Source organism: Pseudoalteromonas sp. Ps84H-4 (genome assembly GCF_024124645.1).
Lineage (GTDB): Bacteria > Pseudomonadota > Gammaproteobacteria > Enterobacterales > Alteromonadaceae > Pseudoalteromonas > Pseudoalteromonas lipolytica_C.
Window position 1 is genome coordinate 85,816 of sequence record NZ_JAMXSK010000013.1, and the last position, 17,679, is coordinate 103,494.

Below are 17,679 nucleotides of genomic sequence, written 5' to 3' on the forward strand. Positions count from 1 at the left end.
TTGGAATAGGGTATTTTTTTAATATCTGATAGAAAAAGGGCTGCACAAATGTGCAGCCCTAAGAGAATCAAAGTTTTTAACGATTAGAAATCGTAAGATAGTCTTAAGTAGCCGAAACGACCGATGTTATCGTAACTTGCACTACCAGAACCTGTACCTCGAGTACCGAATGGAAGCTCTCGGTTAAAGATGTTATCAACACCTACTTTAACGCCAAAGCCGCTTTCGAAGTTATAACCAACTGTTGCGTCAGAAATAACATAGCTACCAAACTTCATTAAGCTATTTGGATTAGGGTTATCTTCTAACTCTTGGTCTGTGTAAAGGCTTACTTCATCTAGGTAACGTGTATCAAACGTTGCAAAGAAACCATCACGCTTATAAGAGATAGTTAAGTTAGCTTGCCATTTCGCTTCACCAGTTGTACCAGAATACTCGATGTAATCTTCAGGTTGATCTTGGAACGGGAAGTCTTTACGTTCAATTAGGTATGTACCAATTAAACGTGTAGAGAAGTTGCCTTCTAGTGTGTCAAAATCATAACCTAACTCAAAGTCAACACCCGATGCTTCTTGACCAGAAACGTTTAATACTGAGTTTTGAATCAGTGTAATTTCATGTGATGTGCTATCACGTGTAATTAGATTACAATATTGGTTATTGATACCGCCTTCAGCGTCAACACAGCGGTCAAGAATTTCTTGAGAGGCAATTGTTGAGATTGCGTCTTCTAATTCAATTTTCCAATAGTCGATTGTAATAACAGAGTTTTCTAGGAATGACGGTTGGTAAACTAAACCAATAGTTGTACTAGTTGACTCTTCACCTTTAACGTCTCTGTTACCACTTACTAAACCTTCAAGGGTTTGTGAGTCGTAATCTGATTCAAAGCCTGCAGGAACACCTAAAGCAGCACAGTTTGCACGACGAACCTCTGAATTTTGTAAATCATCTAGGTTATCAGCTAAACAAGGGTCATCAACGTTGTAGAATGTTTGGCTCGGTGCACCGAAGATCTCACCAATGTTAGGTGCGCGAAGTGCTTCAGATTGTGTTGCACGAACACGTAGTTGATCGTTTACTGTCCAATCTAAACCAACTTTCCAGCTTGTTGCATCGCCAATTGTGCTGTAGTCAGCGTAACGTACTGCTGTATCAAGTACTAGGTCTTGAACAAGTGGTAAGTCAGCTAGTAATGGGATAGATGCTTCGAAGTAAATCTCGTTTACATCAAAATCACCTTTATCTTCACCCAGTGCGTTGAAGAATGTACCTACAGCATTATCTGGCTCTTTAGTTTCACTTTCTTCTTTACGGTATTCTACACCAGCAGCAAAGCCAACATAACCCGCTGGTAATTCATAGATTGCTGAGTTTGCAAGTGATGCAGTTACTACTGTTTGAGTAATCTCAGAAGTACCTGTTGATACCGTATTAATGTAATTAATTGCTTCTTGGCTTGGTGCGCCAAAGCCCATGATGTTTACCGGTACACAGCCTTCAGCGCGTGCTTCTTCACTACGACAAACAATATTACCTTCGCCATCATCAATAGCGTCAAGAGCATTGTAGTAGTTTGCCATAATCATGTTAGCGCCATTAATACGCTCTAAGTCTGTTTGGCCATGAACAACTGATGCATCTAATTCCCAATCAGTGAATACTGTGCCTCTCAAACCAGCAACAAAACGGGTTGTTTCACGAGTATTGTTTTCGATACGACGACCTAAATCTGTCATCATACGGTTAACCATGATTGAGCTAACACCTTCTTGTTCCATTAGATCTTTAACACTCGAGTCAAGATATGGGTTGTCAATCTTGATGCTGTTATTTGGGTTAAAGAAGAAAAATGCTGGCTGGCCAATGCTTTCGCCTTCGCTGTTTACATATTTTGCTTCGAAATAAGCATTCATGTCTTCAGCAACGTCATAGTTAACTTTAAAGTTTACGTTGTAGCGTTCAAATTCAGGCTGAATTTCATTGAATTGTGCAAGGTTGAATGAATCACAGTCAGCACATGCAAGACCATCTACTCGGTCACCTATATAAATGTCACGAAGGCTGCCATCTGGGTTGAATGAGTTAACATAGCCATTGCTTGATGCAAAAACACCTGCATTATTAATCGCATAATAGCCAGCGTTTGGTGTGTAAATTCTATCAGGGAAATTTGGATCGTCTTTGTTTTCTTCGTTTTGAGCTGGGTTACGCAAGCTAAAGAAAGAGCCATCAGTCCATGGGTGATCAAGCGCATTTAATGTATTTTGGCCTGAATATTCAACAGCAAAGGCTACGTTACCACGGTCATTATCGAAATTCGTGCCGTATGAAAACGTTGCTTTTTCGTTTTTGTAGTCACTTAGTTCAGAGGCGCCTTTAGTAACACTAACACTTAAGCCTTCGATGTTCTTTTTAAGAATAAAGTTAACTACACCTGTTACAGCGTCGGCACCGTATACAGCTGATGCACCACCTGTGATGATCTCAACACGCTCTACCCATGTGCTTGGAATTGTATTGGTATCAACAGATTGAGAACCTGCAGAGCTAGAAACATGGCGTTTACCATTAACAAGTACAAGCGTGCGGTCTGTACCCATATTGCGTAAATCAAGAATGTTTAGACCAGCAGTACCGATAAAACGACCTGAGTTTGCTAGTGAATAAGTGTTACCAAGGGCTGGTAATTTATTTAGTGCTTCACCAATATTTACAGCACCTGTGTTAACTAAGTCTTCACCACTGATAACAGTTACTGGAGCAGGGGCAATAGCACCTTCACGTAAAATACGTGAACCAGTTACTTCTATACGGTCGATTGATTTTACTTCTTCTTCAGCAGCTATAGATTGGCTAGAAATGGCAAGCGCCGATGAGCATAGAGCAAGCTTGATGCTAGCACCTAAAAGATTATTTTTTATCATTATTTCACCTGTTACTTTATTGTTCTATCCCTGGGTGGGGTGTTAACTATGTTTTCCAAATGTTAACGAGATCACTCTAGCATTGTCCCTATTGTTCCCAAATCAAAAGTTCGTAGCAAAATGTAGCCACTTAAAACTTTTTTATAACAATGGTTTATTGTTGAGTTGGTTTTTTAGATTGATAATGTGGCTATTTATAGTTGGCTTTTATGCAATGAAAATGATTATCAATAGATGTGATTTTTGGTATCGTAATAATGCTTTATAAACTGATGCTAACTTTTTGAATTAGGCTGATGATGTGTTTCGACATATAATGCGGCCAAGTTTTTCCACATGAGTACTTTATGAAATTTTTTCTAGTTACCTTATTGGTATTTTTCTCGGCAGTCTGTGTAGCAGAAGAGCTCGATCTTGAAGCAAATATGAAGAACATGGGGCTGGCTTATAAAAACTCGGTTCGTGCAACGAGTATTGAAGTGTTTAATACATCAATTGATGAGTTTATTCACTTGTTAGAAAAAGCACGGACAGCCGACTTTAAACAGCATAAAACAGCATCTCTTGAAGGACTTGATAAAGTAATCAAACAGGCAAATCTGGCTAAAGAACTAGCCAGCAAGCAGGGACTTGATGCAGCGAAAGTACCTCTTAAATCAATAGATGATTTACGAAAAAAATACCATGAACTCCATGAACCGCCAGGTTTTTGGCAGCTGTTATTTGGAAAATAACATTATTTAATTTTCGAAATTAGACTTAAAAAAGGTGCTGAAGCACCTTTTTTAACGCTTATTCTTTTTACCTTGAACTGCTTTAAAGCGCGGATTGTCTTTATTAATTACATAAACACGGCCTTTGCGCTTGACAATTTGGCAACCCGGACGGGATTTTGCACTTTTAAGAGAGCTTAATACTTTCATTTTAACTCCTAAACGCGATTTACTTGCTCGCTAAGTTTTTAAAACGACGATTAAATGCAGCTACACGACCATCGCTTGCTACTGCTTTTTGCTTGCCGGTATAAAATGGGTGTGAATCACTCGATACATCAATTGGTACGTAAGGGTATGTTTTACCATCAAGCTCTATAGTACGCGATGTTTTAATCGTCGAACCGATAATAAAGTAGCTGTCGGCAGCAGTATCGTGAAACGCTACTTGATGGTATTCAGGGTGTATATTAGGCTTCATTATTTACCTTTTATGTTATGTGATAATATATCAAATATAAAGCAAGAAGAGACAGGCTTCAAGGTAAAAATAATTCTTATTTGTAGGTTGGTTGGCTTAAAATTAGTCATTATGAACAATCAGTGAGCAGTTGAATTTAAAAAACTGGCTATTGTTAATAAGGCTGTTATAACTAGGTATGCGTGCTTATTTAAGAGAGGGATATGGAAGTGAATGATATAGCTGGCCGCGAAGAACTAGATCAAAATGTAATGAACACGCTTCGCGATAAAGATCACTCTACATTAGCAAACCAAGTTGATACTTTGCTGTGTTCACATAACGACATAATAGAGCTTTTGGCTCAGTATCTAGCACTTAGTGAGCAGGACGATGATGAGCGTTTTGATCATTGGTTTGATAATCTAAGTAAAGAACAACATACCGTGGTTAAAACCTTTGAAGTCTATCGTGGACACTATGAGCATTTAGATTAGCTGATAGCTGAATTACCAAAACAAATTAACTGTTTTGTTGTTTTTTTTGAACTAAAAAAGCCACCCAAAGGCGGCTTTTAGTTTATAGCATTAACTTATTAGTCAAGCATGTATGCTCGCATAGTAATTTGTTCGGCAGAACTTGAACCATAGTCAGAAACGATAGTACGAATATGTACAAAGTCTCCTTTAACGCCGGTATTTGGAATAGTAGCAACCCATTCACCGTCTATTTGTTCTACTTTAGCATCAAGCCAATTTTCGGTTGAAAACTGAGTCGATACTGGACAATAAATATAAGCAGGGACTGTTTCGATACCGCATTCTTGACCGTAAGCGTATTGGAACTCGACGTTTGCAAGAGGTACTTCACCAACTCCATCGAGTAAACCTGTTAGTTTAATATGCGCCGCTTCACCCACTTGCATGCTGTTATTAATATCAACAGGTAAGTCGATCATAGGCACCAAGATAGGTTGTGCACCCTGCTGTTGTTCGTTAGCAGTAAAGGTGTAGAAGCCTTGATAGAGTGACCCTAAATGATCTTTAACAGGTGAACGCTCACCAACACCACGAGCATAAGAGCGCATTTCAAGGGTTACTTGGTGGTCGCCTGGCTCGAGTGTTAAGGTTCCTTGATATGGAAATACTGGCTCGCCATCTAAACGTAAGCCAAATGCAGAGCTGCCCATATAACCAAAAATACCGTCATGGTTTGACGCATCGCCAAACGAGGCAAGATTAAAGTAAAGTACATTAGTATCTCGACGAATAATCGGTGAACCACCGCTGCCCAAGCTACCTGCTCGAGGGCCTTTAAACCATGTTGTTGTTTCTTCAGCCCCTTCGGTCATAGCACGAGGACCGTCAAAATAAGCGCCCGCACTTTGAATTTGGTAATTAGGCATAACAACGTTAGTCCAGGCATTTTTAGCTGTCGCGGTGTAATACTCGTCTCGTACCTGAGGCAACATGATAAGTTGTGAGCTACCCGTCGAATAAAATTCACCGGTACTATTGGTCATTGCCATTACATCAGTCCAAGCTGGACGTTCATCATTTTGTGAATGGTACAAGGCAGTGATCTTATGCATTCTATGGTCAGCGATATTGATTTGCCCTGACTCAATCCTGCCATCAGTAATGTGATTAATTGAATAAGCGTATGGCGAGCGTTCAGCCGCTATACCTGACCAACTAACAAGATTGTTGCCGGCTTCAATCTCGGCCATTAATCTTTCACCTTGTTCAGTGCTGATACCGATAACTGGTACCTTTGGTGTGCCTGTAATTGCACCTTTATAGCGACCACCACGGTCTGGACGATAGAAAATCACGCCTATGGCGCCATGTTTCATAGCATTACCTACCATGTAAGAGGTGAGATAATTTGGATTTGCAATAAGTGCAATTTTACCATCCAGATCAAACTGGCTCCAATCCGTGCTATAACCAGCATCACCGACAGGGAGAACTTCAGCAGACCCTTCACCATGGAATGACAATGCTAAACCTTGCTTGATGTAATCAAGCTTTTCGCCATTTTGCATCATGACCGTTGTCTCAGGCGCAACGGCACGAGTGGTAATGAATGAGCGAAAACGATCATCATGGCCCTGTGACCAAGCATACATCTCATTGACGTAATCTGGTGCCATCTCAATCGCTGCGAGTTTAGCTACTTTTTCATCGTCAATTGCATAGGTAAAACCAAAAGAATAGCCTTGTGGATCGAGTGGCTGATCGGCTTTAAAGGTAACTTTTTGAGCGCTGCGGGCATCAAAATCGATATGCGTTTGGCCATCAATTTTACGGTTTAAAACAGCCATCTGTGCTGCTGATTCAACTAAACCTGAGCTTGTTTGCGGGTTGTCGAATGTCATGATGTTTGCAATCAGTGTGTAGTAACCTGCAGGAACATCAATACTCGCTTTGCCGCCAGATAATCTGACCAAGCTACCCCAATCATCTTCTTCGTTGATTAGATAAAGCTTTGATGGTGAAGTGGCTGGATTGCCCCAGCGGTCGGTTAAGTTAACAGATAATTGCACGGTAGGTTGAGCAACCCAAAAAGAGACAGGAACTGTAACTTGATGATCGCTTGTTCCAACAGTCGTGCCTGTAACTCGACCTGTGATAGCACCATATGCACCGTTATTAAGTGCAACGCGTGGGTCAATCCACATAGGCACATTTGCTTCACCTTGAGCTGGTATGGTGATTGTTTTGGTATCTAAACCTGCCAGCGTAGCAGGTAATTGCGTTTTGCCATCCTCACCAATTAAATCTAGCTTCAGTTTAAGGGTAATATCTGAATCAGACGTATTAGTCAGTGTGATGTGAGTTTGTGTAAATTCATCACTATTACTGTTTTCAAAAAAGCCTAGTTCACGGTTGGCAGGGGCAACTATAGCTTGGTTAATGGCACGGTCGATATTCATCGCGCCAGCTCCTTGCTCAAGAACGTGAGAATCACCGCTAAATACTGACGAAGTTAGAACGTCTTTAATTTCTTGTGGACTAAGCTCTGCACGAGCCTGCATAACAAGCGCAGCACCACCAGCAACATGAGGCGCAGCCATTGAGGTACCCGAATAGACGCGGTATGCAGTATCGCCTAGACCACCTGAAGCAGCAGCTACAACAGACACACCTTGTGAGGCAATATCAGGCTTTGCTGAATGACCATCTGGCGATGGGCCTCGTGATGAAAATGAAGCTGTATTACCTTCTCTATCAATTGCACCAACAGTCAGTGCGCTTGGCGCGCAGCCTGGTAGACCAATTGTCTCGCGGGTAAAGCTATTACCTGCAGAAATAACAAACAGGGCTTTGTCGCTCAGCGCTTCCACCATCTCTACAAGTGGGCCACCACAGCTAGTGCCCGAGCCACCTAATGACATATTTACGATATCAGCTTGCTCGGAAAGCACAGCCCATTGCATACCATTTAATATACCGAAGGTTGAACCAGAGCCAGTATTACTCAGTACTTTACCAATGATGAGATCAGCTGCTGGGGCAACACCTACCCATTTCCCATCTGACTCATGACCATTACCTGCAACAGTTGAAGCTGTGTGCGTACCGTGCCCGTTTAAGTCATCTACACCATTGCTTGAATAGGTAAAGTCACGAGATGCAATAACACGACCTTGTAAGTCTGGGTGTTCAGTATCATAACCTGTATCAAGTACGGCTACTTTAATGCCTGCACCATTGAAGTTAATTGCAGATTCACCATAGGCACCTGTTAATGGCACAGTAGGTGTTAGGGCTGCTGATTGAGTTACTTTGTGCGCATGCACAACAGCATCCAGCCAAATACCTTCTACATCAGCTTGTGAAGCCAAAGTTTGCCAGGTTTGTGCCGCTTTTTCTTTGCTAATAGCAAACGCTGCACTATCGATTAGCTCGATTTCGCCAGTCAGAGACATGCCTGCTAAGGCTGATGGAACGGCCGCACCAGCTAGAGTTCCGTCTTTGTACTCAACAATCACAGGTAAAGCATCTGTTGACGCATCATCATAGCCAGATTCATACAGCTTATTAATGTTAAATAGTTCTAAATCGATTGCTTGAGAGTCAACAAGCGCTTGTGCATGATTAGGTACAACGTATGTGCTCTTACCGCGTTTAAAAATACTGGTAATTGCATCGGAGCCATCAGCATTGAGCAAACGAATGCCGCCTAGTTCGCCATCTTTGTTTACGACAGCAGAGACTTTATCACCGGTGATCAGGGTAAATGTAAGCGCATCTGCTTTAGTTTGATTAGTTACTACATTAGTTTGCGCTAAAGTTGGCTGAGCAAAGGTTAAACCGAGCATAGCCAAGTAGGTCGCTTTGACGCGACCAAGCCTTGGGAAAGGTTTCATCTATTCATCCTTCGTTTTAATATAATTTATTGGGAAGAAAGGAGTTATCGAGAGGCTGTCATGTTTTTAATGACCCAAAGATAACTCTTCGAGATGAATTTAACGGCTATCTAGCTGAAAACCTACAAAACAAAAGTAGCAAAATGTACTAACCAAAAGTTAACAAGTTATACATTGTTGTAACTTTGCGCATGGGTTCATGGTATGTTCACTTTCAAGAAAAAACGGATTTTATAGCCGTTATTTTACTGATAAATCATATTTTGCCACCACATCATCAATGTAACGATGGCGAAGGGTATTTTTACCTTCGTGCCCGGTACCGTGACTCAATGCGCGATTCATGAGTTTGAGTGCTTTATGCAGGGTTTGGCGCTCTTCCACGCTCAAACCAGTCTTTGTCCGAAGCTCAGTAATATCATCAATAAGCAGTTTAGCAACATCAAGTTGCACAGCTTCTTCAACGAGACCATTTTGTGTTAGCACGCCATACTTGCTGCATAGAAATTGCTGCCATACTTGTTGTAAATGCTCATCTATGTCGCTACCAAACAATTCTTCGTCAATGGCAAACCCTTGTTCAGCAAGTTTAGCAAGTTGTGTTGAGTAATGTTGAGCAAAATAATTAAAGGCTTGGCATGATGAGCTTATGTCATGTTTTATGATTAATTGCCCCCAACTTGCTGCACCACGCGGGTAATAGTCTTGATACTCTTCACACTGATAAATACCTGAATATGAACTGCACTCTAATTGACTCTGCAAACAATAACTAGGTTTGGGAAATAAGCTACTTTGTTGCCAGTTTGCAAGCGTATCCTCATCAATTGAGAGGGTTTGACATAGCTCTTCAGTAGTATAAAAGTAGGTTGCCAAAAATTTGGAAAGTTGCATTATCAATTACTCACAATAAACACTGTTAATTTATACAGTGTTTGATTTTGGCTTAAGTTTGATTTTTTCTCAAGTTTTTTTATTTATTGCATCAGACTACTCGGAAAATGGCTGGGTTTATGATACAACTAGCGCAAATTTTCCAAACATTAAAAAAGTTATGCGCAGCCTAGAAACAATTAAACAAGCAAGCTTGATCACAGCTATTAAAACACCTTATTTAACCAATGGTGAAATTGATCTTGCTTGTTATGACGGCCTTGTTGAACAGCAAATTGCAGCTGGAGTTGATGGCATTATTGTCGGTGGGACGACCGGTGAAGGTCAACTAATGAATTGGGAAGAGCACTTAATGCTAATCGCACACAGTGTGAGCAAATTCTCTGACCGCTTATTAATTGTTGGTAACACAGGAAGTAACAATACGCGTGAAGCTATAAAAGCAACTGAATATGGTTTTGCAACAGGTATGGATGCGGCGCTGCAAATTAATCCATACTATGGCCGTACGTCAATGGCTGGTGTAAAAGAGCACTTTAATCGTTTACTCGATATTGGCCCGGCGTTTATCTACAATGTTGCGGGTCGCACAGGTCAAGACTTAACACCTGATATCATTGAACCTTTGGCAAAACACAAGCATTTTATCGGTGTAAAAGAGTGCGGTGGTAATGAGCGTATCGCACATTATGAACAGCAAGGCATAGCTTGTTGGTCAGGTAATGACGATGAAGCGCATGATGCAAGGCATATTCATAATGCCCATGGCGTGATCTCAGTTACATCTAACTTAATTCCCGGCCTTTTCCGTCAATTGATGGATGAAAAAAATGAGGCACTAAATACAAAACTACAGCCACTTATGAACTGGTTATTCTGCGAGCCTAATCCGATTGCAATCAATACGGCGCTGATGATGACTGGTGCGGTGAACCCTGTGTTCCGTTTACCTTATGTGCCACTAACAAATGCGCAGCAAGAAATTGGCTTAGGTTATATTAACGAACTTAATGTTGCTGATATTGTGGGTAGTGAGGCAAATATTTTAGCTGAGCAAGACGTTATTTTGCTTTAAGTGCAGATTAAGTCATTTAGCGCATATTTAGTTAAGTTATAACTAACTAAAATCATTTTTTTTCTGTATAATTTGCGACCCTTGATATAATGGCCGCAGGTTATACAGCATGAATTTTAAATCATTTAGTTTTTCTTCTGAGCTTTTACAGGCATTAGATGAGCTTAATTTCGAAACGCTTACTCCCGTTCAACGTAGTGCAATTCCTGCGGTAAGAAAAGGCAAAGACGTACTTGTTAGTGCGCAAACTGGTACGGGTAAAACCGCGGCATTTGCATTACCAATAATCCAAAAGTTATCAGAATCAGCAGTTAGTGATAATAATGCCCCGAGTGCATTAGTGCTTGCGCCGACTCGTGAACTTGCTGAACAAATTGCTAATAATTTCAAATCGTTTGCTAAGTATACCGAACTTAAAACAGTGTGCTTATTTGGTGGTATAAATTTAGCTGGCCAAGCAAATGATCTTAAAGCGGGTGTCGATATTGTTGTAGCAACACCTGGGCGCTTACTTGATCATATTCGTTTAGGTAATATCAGCTTAGCAAGTGTAAAACATTTAGTGCTTGATGAAGCTGACCGCATGCTAGATATGGGCTTTATCAATGATATGCAAACAGTCATCAACGGCTGTAATGAAGCGCGTCAGATTTTATTATTCTCTGCCACTTTTCCTGCGGCAATTAAACAGTTTGCAAGTAAAGTTCTAAAACAACCAGAAATCATTCATGTAGACCAAACAAACAGTACCGCAGAAACAGTGCAACACGTTGTTTATCCAGTTGAAGAGCGCCGTAAACAAGAGCTTTTATCTGAATTAATTGGTAAGAAAAACTGGCAGCAAGTACTGGTTTTTGTGAACATGAAAGAAACAGCTGATGAGCTTGTTAAAGAGCTTAATCTTGATGGTATCCCTGCTGTTGTTTGTCATGGTGATAAGACGCAAGGTAACCGTCGCCGCGCATTACGTGAATTTAAAGAAGGCAAAGTTCGCGTACTAGTAGCAACCGAAGTGGCTGCGCGTGGTATTGATATTGAAGGCTTGCCGCGTGTTATTAATATCGATTTACCATGGCTTGCAGAAGACTATGTTCACCGTATTGGCCGCACTGGTCGTGCAGGTAAACCAGGTGAGGCTATCTCATTTGTTAGTCGTGAAGAAGAAAATACTTTATTCGATATTGAAAAGCTGATTGGCCAACGCATTAAACGAATCGTATTGCCTGGTTACGAAGTAAGTAACCGTGATGTATTAATTGAGAAAATAGTTAAAAAGCCATCGCATTTACGCCGTAGTCGTACAAACAAGCCATCAGGCCAAGCGACAGGTGAAGCCCGCGCAAAGAACCGTTCGCGTATTGCAAATGTGCGTAAATCATTAAAAGGCAATAAGTTAAGTCTTAAAAAATAATTTAGTTGTAAAAAAAGCCCCATCACTTTGAAAGGTGATGGGGCTTTTTTTTACTCTGAAATTAATACAAAAGGCGTGTTTTGTTAATTTTTAGCTGTCGAAATGTAGAATTAGGTTAACAAATGTACCTCACTGAATTACAATCGCTTTGAAATCAGTTAAATAGCGTTTTTAACGCATCAGTCTCTAAATGGATGTTTATGCAGTACTTAAAAAGAATAATAAATCAAATCATCGCCCCTACCTGTTTATTTAGCGTTATCAGCATGCCTTTTTACACACATGCATTTGATAAAGCAGAGTTCTCCCTTGCCCATATTAAAGAGTCTATTAGTGTTGATGGTGTGATGGATGAGCCTCACTGGAAATATGCGACAAAAGTGCCTTTGAAATATCAAAATGAACCGACCGAAAAAGGCACACCACTTGTTCAAACTGATGCGTTTATATACGAAGATGGTAAATACTTATATGTTGGGTTTATTGCAAAAGACAATGACCCTTCACAAATTCGCGCCGCTCTTCGTGATCGCGATACTCTTTGGCAAGACGATAATGTTGCCTTGATGATAGATACTTTCAATGATGAACGTACCGGCTATGAGTTTTACGTAAACCCCCTTGGTGCGCAAGGCGATATGCGCATGACTGATATTGATGACTGGGTGGAAGACCCATCATGGGATGCTATTTGGGATAGTGCAGGGCAAATAACTGACGATGGGTATGTGGTTGAAATGCGTATTCCATTCACAGCACTTCGGTTTCCAAAAGACCAAACGGAGTTAACGTGGAGCTTTGCAGTTTGGCGAAACTACCCGCGTGATGTGTATTATCAGATGTCGAATGTTGGCTTTGACCGAGATGTAAAATGTAGTTTTTGTCAGTTTGATAAACTTACTGGTTTTGCCAACATGACGGAAAGCCAAAACATTCAGCTTACACCAACTTTAACGGCGCTTCGTCATGATACCAAAGACACCGTGCCAGGTGATTGGCAAAATGGTGATATTGATACTGAAGCGGGGTTAGATTTACGTTGGGGGGTGACTCAAGATGCGGTAATTAACGCCACTATTAACCCTGATTTTTCTCAAGTAGAAGCAGACTCTTTAGAGCTTGATGTAAATACAACTTACTCGATTTATTATGCTGAAAAGCGTCCATTCTTTTTAGATGGTGCCTCTTATTTTAATACAAGCCAACTAGAGCTTTTATATACGCGAATGATTGCTGAACCTGATGTCGGTTTGAAGTTAACAGGCAAAACCGGCGCACACAGTTATGGCTTTATGTACGCTGACGATCAGAATACCAGTGTATTGTTACCGACTAATCAAGGTTCAGGTTTTGCGAATTTGGCGGATAAAACGCAAGCTGTGGCAGGGCGTTATCAATTTGATATAGGCCAAAAAGGGACGATTGGCGTAATGAGCACCCACCGCGAAAATGATGATTACCATAATACGGTATTATCGATAGATGGGAGTTATTGGTTTAACCAGTCAGATAGTTTGCAGTATCAAGTAGCAACGACAGACACTACGAATGCAGACTTTTTAGTAGACTATTACGGGGTTGATAAAAATCAATCGGATCAAGCTTATGCCATTGAGTTTACAAGAACTAAACGTGATTATGAGCTGTATGCGAGCTACGAAAATATCGGCGAGGAGTATCGTTCAGATCTCGGTTATCAGGCGAAAGTCGATTATGAAAAAATTGAACTAGGCGGTGGGCAAACTTGGTATCGCAATGCTGATGATGCTATTACTGAGTATAGCTATAACGCCGAGTGGGATAAAACGTGGGCACAAAATGGTGACCTACTTGAAGAAGAGTATGATGGCTATTTTACTTTTAAAGGTAAGATGCAGTCGCAAACCGAAATTGGTTTTATTCATCGTAATGAGTTTTATGCCGGTGAGTTCTTTAATCAGAACATAGGTTATATCTACGGCGGTTTTAGGCCCATTCGGGATGTTCGTTTCTTATTGTATGCTCAATATGGCAGCAAAATTGACTACAGTAATGCAGCTCTAGGTACTATGGTGCGAATTGAACCTGAAATGACATGGGATATTAACGATCATTGGCAAGTGCAACTTGAGCATAGTTATAGCTACCTAGATAACGAACAAAATGAACGTGTTTATACGGCGAACTTAACCGATTTACGCGTTTATTATAAATTTAATATGCGCTCAATGTTAAAGCTTGTTTTGCAGTTTGAAGATGTTGATCGAAATAATGAAGCTTATCGGTTTGATGTAAGCCAAACTAACCGTGATTATGGCAGTCAGTTAGTGTATTCATACAAAATTAACTCACAGACGCTGTTTTACTTAGGTTATTCAGACAAAGGTTATCAAGACGATTCGTTGCAAGGTGTTGAGCGCGATCAACGTACATTTTTTACCAAGCTAAGCTATGCATGGCAGCTTTGATAAATTTAAAATTGGTCAGCTTAGTGCTGACCAATTTCTTCTTTTATTTTGTTTCTTACCACAGGCTCTAAACTCTTTAGTCCCCATTGTTTTCCAATTTCAACAGCATCATCTATTGGCTTTTTCAAAGTGACACCATGATAGAGCGCAACTAGCGCGCCTACACGATTACTACTGGCGCAATGAACTAAGGTAGTATGCTGAGATTGTTGATCCAACAAGTTGTGTAATTTGGTCGCATTTTCTAGGGTGATGTCGGCTTTTGATTGCACTGGAATAGGGTAGTAGTTTAACCCTAATCCTTTAACTACCTCTTGCTCTGACCAACTCGTTTCATTTTCGCCGCGTAAATTGATAATGGTATCAACCCCCAGCGCTTTTAATTTTGCAAAGTCTGATTGGCTCGGTTGACCTGATGTATAAACATGTTCAGATTGGGCATGTAAATTTAAAATATCGAGTTGTATGCTGGTTGCTTGCTCAGCTAGTGCTGTAAATGATAATAAGACTATGAACATTGTTTTTATGAGTTTATTGATCATCTTTCTATTCCATTATTGTTTTGTGTAAACGGTTTTACCGCGACTGATAGTGTATAAAATTTGCAGTTTATGTAGGTTTTCTGGCTCAATTTTAAGTGGGTTTTTATCCAAAATGATTAAATCAGCTTGCATCCCCTGTTTTAATTGCCCTTTTGATGCTTCTTCAAAATGTTGATACGCAGGCCAAGTGGTCATTGCTTGCAGTGCAGTATACACAGAGACGCGTTGATCTGGGCCAAGTACTTGGTTAGTACGTGTTGTGCGATTAACTGTCGCATCGAGAACGCGCATCGCATTTGGTAATGCTACCGGTGCATCGTGATGGGTACTAAACATCACCCCTTGCTCTTTGACCGCATTGGTTGGTGAAATAAAATCAGCACGCGGATGGCCAAGTACCGAATCTACATGCCAATCGCCCCAATAAAAGGTATGCATTGGGAAGAGCGACGGAAAAATACCTAATTCTTTAAGGCGATTTACCTGCTCTTGACGAATTGTTTGACCATGAATCAGTACCGGGCGGCGGTCTTTTTTTCCTAATTTATTGTTGGCATTTTCAACAGCATTTAAAAATTGTTCAATTGCGGCATCTCCATTGGCATGGGTCATAACCTGCCAGCCATTAGCAAAGGCAGTCTCAACATATTCAAATGCTTGTTCATCATTAAAGGTAGGATAACCTAAATAGCCAGCTTCTTGACCTTCAGGTGCTTTAAGGTAGGGTGCTGATAACCAGGCTGTTTTACCCTGTGGAGAGCCATCAAAATTAAGTTTTACACCACCAATCCGAAACTGATTCGTGTAGCTTTTACTATTATAGGCTGAGTCCATAAAGCTGCTGCTGGTGGCCATATCGGCATATGCAACCACATCAATCACAAATTTATTCGCTTTTGAAGCTCTTACCATTGAATCATAGGCTTCTTGAGTTGCTCGGCCCTCTTGTGCTGTGGTGTAGCCGTATTTTGTATAGAGTTTTTGTCCTTCTTGTAGCATTAAATCTTGTAACTCAGGATCAAAAGACTGCATGAGTTTAAACAGTAAACCAAAGTGCGCATTTTCTTCGAGCACCCCATTGGGTTCTTGTGAGTTCGCCATACGACGAATTAGCCCGCCGTTAGGGTTTTCTGAGTTTTCGTCGATGCCCGCCATGGCTAAGGCTTTACTGTTTGCGACACTTAAGTGACCCGAGGTATGAATGATAATGACCGGCTTTTCGGTGCTAACGCGGTCTAAGTCCATTTTAGTCGGGTATCTATCAAGCTCAGCATCATCGTAACCAAATCCTAATATAGCACCGGTTTTTTCGATAAATGTTGTGTAATCAGGGTTAAGCTGTGCGGCTGTAAGAATATTAACGATTTGCTCAACACTGTTGGCATCACCATCAGGGCTCGGTAATAAATTGGCTACCATAGCCTGTAACCCAACACCATAGACATGGCTATGACCATCGACAAAGCCCGGCATTAAGGTTTTACCTTGTAGATCAACTAGCTTTGTTTTGCCAAACTTATGCTCAAGTGCTTTACTTTTATCACCAACAAAGATGATTTTGTCACCTTGCGTTGCAATTGCTTGTGCGTACTTTGGTTCATCACTTGTCATGGTGAGAATATCGCCACCGTAATAAATAGCATCTGCTACGCTAACTTGGAGTGGTAATGTTTTAGCTGTTTGTTCTGGGGCTTTATCACAGGCCGTTAAAGCGAGTAATGAACAGGCAAGTGCGAGGTGATGTTTCATATATCTTCCATGTATATTAGCTAATAATTATGTCGTTGAGTAATATAAGAATATAGTCTGTTTAAAAATTTTTTCTTTTAAAAATGGACTTAAATTTCATTAAAGTATAAGACAATTGCAGCACCATCTAGGCTGCTACCGTTATGGATGTTGATGCCAATACCAAAATTGTTGAACCAAGACGTCCAGCGCTGTGCATCCCATAAAAAGCCTATACCATACTCATAAAAATGATCAGTTCCGAATGCAACTCGACTATCACCACCTAAGTCGATACGTTGTCCTTTGATATAAAATGCTTGCTCAAATGGTCCAATCTTAAACATGTTAAACGTTGCTTTAATACCATTTAGTGTTCGCCAAGTTTCAGGGGCTGCATTATGTATACCGTCAGGGTGAGATAGTGCCCAGCCATAGTAATAATTAAAGTTAAGCTTATATTCGTAATAGCCCCAATATCTAGGCAGGCGATAAATCATGGTTGCATTAGGGTTTAACACCAGTGCATTGCTATTAAGATTGGTGTAAAGGTTATCAGTTAAAGGCTTTAAATTACGCCTAGACTCGGGAGAGTTGTAGTCGTAATCATTGTTGTAATGTAAGTAGTGAGTATTCAAACCAAATTGATATGACCACTTAGAGCCAAGAGCTTTTTCTGCGTTAAAGCCGAGCATTCCGTTATACACAGTTTCAGAAATATAGTCGTTAGCTACATTATCAAACAGCGAAATGAAATCTGATTGATTTAGGTAGCTGATCCGACTTACTACATTAATGTTGTGTTGGTAGATAGGGTTATTTACCTGCCATTTAAGCGGAATGCTGTAGAGTTTTAACTTCTTTCTCAGTGCTATGCTGTCTTCTTCATTGACTGTATTTTGTGGGTTAAATATGGTTTGAGGATCAAAATCACCAAATCCTAAAGTAATGCTGTCACCATCAGTTAAAACCAATGAGGTGGCAAATGCTGATTCAAGTTGTTTCGTTGGATTTGCATCGCTGTATGAGCAGTAGATCAAAGCCCACACTGTGCACAGAGTAAAAACCTTTTTAATTCGGTTATTCATCAAAACTTTAAATCTCATA

General features: G+C 40.5%; 13 protein-coding genes. 5 read left to right on the top strand and 8 right to left on the bottom strand.

Annotated features, from left to right (window positions below):
• Positions 1-83: 83 nt before the first annotated feature.
• Positions 84-2,927 (bottom strand): TonB-dependent receptor, encoded by a 2,844-nt coding sequence (locus NH454_RS12765; protein ID WP_253039277.1) that lies wholly within the window; start codon positions 2,925-2,927, stop codon positions 84-86.
• Between the two features lie 347 nt (positions 2,928-3,274).
• On the opposite strand from NH454_RS12765, the gene NH454_RS12770 reads away from it, so the two are divergent.
• Positions 3,275-3,661 (top strand): cytochrome b562, encoded by a 387-nt coding sequence (locus NH454_RS12770; protein WP_253039279.1) that lies wholly within the window; start codon positions 3,275-3,277, stop codon positions 3,659-3,661.
• A gap of 51 nt (positions 3,662-3,712) precedes the next feature.
• Here the strand turns inward: NH454_RS12770 and ykgO are convergent, their stop codons facing one another.
• Both ykgO and NH454_RS12780 read right to left on the bottom strand, forming a co-directional pair.
• Entirely contained in the window at positions 3,713-3,850 is a 138-nt protein-coding gene (gene ykgO / locus NH454_RS12775) for a type B 50S ribosomal protein L36 (RefSeq protein WP_135926330.1), read from the bottom strand.
• A gap of 19 nt (positions 3,851-3,869) precedes the next feature.
• Positions 3,870-4,121, bottom strand: coding sequence for a type B 50S ribosomal protein L31 (locus NH454_RS12780; RefSeq protein WP_135926331.1), 252 nt, complete (start codon positions 4,119-4,121; stop codon positions 3,870-3,872).
• Between the two features lie 203 nt (positions 4,122-4,324).
• Between NH454_RS12780 and NH454_RS12785 the strand changes: the two genes are divergently transcribed.
• A complete protein-coding gene (locus NH454_RS12785) occupies positions 4,325-4,597 on the top strand; it encodes a hypothetical protein (protein WP_135926332.1) in 273 nt (90 codons plus the stop codon).
• Positions 4,598-4,695: 98 nt separating this feature from the next.
• On the opposite strand, the gene NH454_RS12790 is transcribed toward NH454_RS12785, so the two are convergent.
• Complete coding sequence (locus NH454_RS12790; protein WP_253039281.1) at positions 4,696-8,475, bottom strand: S8 family serine peptidase; 3,780 nt, start codon at positions 8,473-8,475, stop codon at positions 4,696-4,698.
• A gap of 240 nt (positions 8,476-8,715) precedes the next feature.
• Positions 8,716-9,369, bottom strand: a complete 654-nt coding sequence (locus tag NH454_RS12795) for a DUF6058 family natural product biosynthesis protein (protein ID WP_135926334.1) — start codon at positions 9,367-9,369, stop codon at positions 8,716-8,718.
• 160 nt (positions 9,370-9,529) lie between these two features.
• On the opposite strand from NH454_RS12795, the gene dapA reads away from it, so the two are divergent.
• From dapA to NH454_RS12810, 3 genes are all read left to right on the top strand, one after another.
• Entirely contained in the window at positions 9,530-10,444 is a 915-nt protein-coding gene (gene dapA, locus NH454_RS12800) for a 4-hydroxy-tetrahydrodipicolinate synthase (protein WP_253039294.1), read from the top strand.
• 109 nt (positions 10,445-10,553) lie between these two features.
• Entirely contained in the window at positions 10,554-11,855 is a 1,302-nt protein-coding gene (locus tag NH454_RS12805) for a DEAD/DEAH box helicase (protein WP_199527777.1), read from the top strand.
• A 266-nt stretch (positions 11,856-12,121) separates the two neighbouring features.
• Complete coding sequence (locus NH454_RS12810; protein ID WP_235383841.1) at positions 12,122-14,302, top strand: DUF5916 domain-containing protein; 2,181 nt, start codon at positions 12,122-12,124, stop codon at positions 14,300-14,302.
• 20 nt (positions 14,303-14,322) lie between these two features.
• On the opposite strand, the gene NH454_RS12815 is transcribed toward NH454_RS12810, so the two are convergent.
• The 3 genes from NH454_RS12815 to NH454_RS12825 all read right to left on the bottom strand — a co-directional run bounded on the left by NH454_RS12815 (position 14,323) and on the right by NH454_RS12825 (position 17,678).
• A complete protein-coding gene (locus NH454_RS12815; RefSeq protein WP_235383836.1) occupies positions 14,323-14,844 on the bottom strand; it encodes a protein tyrosine phosphatase family protein in 522 nt (173 codons plus the stop codon).
• Between the two features lie 12 nt (positions 14,845-14,856).
• Entirely contained in the window at positions 14,857-16,593 is a 1,737-nt protein-coding gene (locus tag NH454_RS12820; RefSeq protein WP_253039282.1) for an amidohydrolase, read from the bottom strand.
• An 89-nt stretch (positions 16,594-16,682) separates the two neighbouring features.
• The gene (locus NH454_RS12825) at positions 16,683-17,678 is read right to left on the bottom strand and encodes a Solitary outer membrane autotransporter beta-barrel domain (protein WP_253039283.1); all 996 of its coding nucleotides are present in this window, start codon (positions 17,676-17,678) and stop codon (positions 16,683-16,685) included.
• Position 17,679: the final 1 nt, after the last annotated feature.

Bases quoted from the DNA above. Each gene is read 5' to 3' on its own strand.
- NH454_RS12820 (WP_253039282.1), bottom strand. From the start codon at position 16,593: ATGAAACATCACCTCGCACTTGCCTGTTCATTACTCGCTTTAACGGCC.
- NH454_RS12795 (WP_135926334.1), bottom strand. From the start codon at position 9,369: ATGCAACTTTCCAAATTTTTGGCAACCTACTTTTATACTACTGAAGAG.
- NH454_RS12785 (WP_135926332.1), top strand. From the start codon at position 4,325: ATGGAAGTGAATGATATAGCTGGCCGCGAAGAACTAGATCAAAATGTA.
- NH454_RS12770 (WP_253039279.1), top strand. From the start codon at position 3,275: ATGAAATTTTTTCTAGTTACCTTATTGGTATTTTTCTCGGCAGTCTGT.
- NH454_RS12765 (WP_253039277.1), bottom strand. From the start codon at position 2,927: ATGATAAAAAATAATCTTTTAGGTGCTAGCATCAAGCTTGCTCTATGC.
- NH454_RS12810 (WP_235383841.1), top strand. From the start codon at position 12,122: ATGCCTTTTTACACACATGCATTTGATAAAGCAGAGTTCTCCCTTGCC.
- NH454_RS12805 (WP_199527777.1), top strand. From the start codon at position 10,554: ATGAATTTTAAATCATTTAGTTTTTCTTCTGAGCTTTTACAGGCATTA.
- ykgO (WP_135926330.1), bottom strand. From the start codon at position 3,850: ATGAAAGTATTAAGCTCTCTTAAAAGTGCAAAATCCCGTCCGGGTTGC.
- dapA (WP_253039294.1), top strand. From the start codon at position 9,530: ATGCGCAGCCTAGAAACAATTAAACAAGCAAGCTTGATCACAGCTATT.
- NH454_RS12815 (WP_235383836.1), bottom strand. From the start codon at position 14,844: ATGATCAATAAACTCATAAAAACAATGTTCATAGTCTTATTATCATTT.
- NH454_RS12790 (WP_253039281.1), bottom strand. From the start codon at position 8,475: ATGAAACCTTTCCCAAGGCTTGGTCGCGTCAAAGCGACCTACTTGGCT.
- NH454_RS12825 (WP_253039283.1), bottom strand. From the start codon at position 17,678: ATGAGATTTAAAGTTTTGATGAATAACCGAATTAAAAAGGTTTTTACT.
- NH454_RS12780 (WP_135926331.1), bottom strand. From the start codon at position 4,121: ATGAAGCCTAATATACACCCTGAATACCATCAAGTAGCGTTTCACGAT.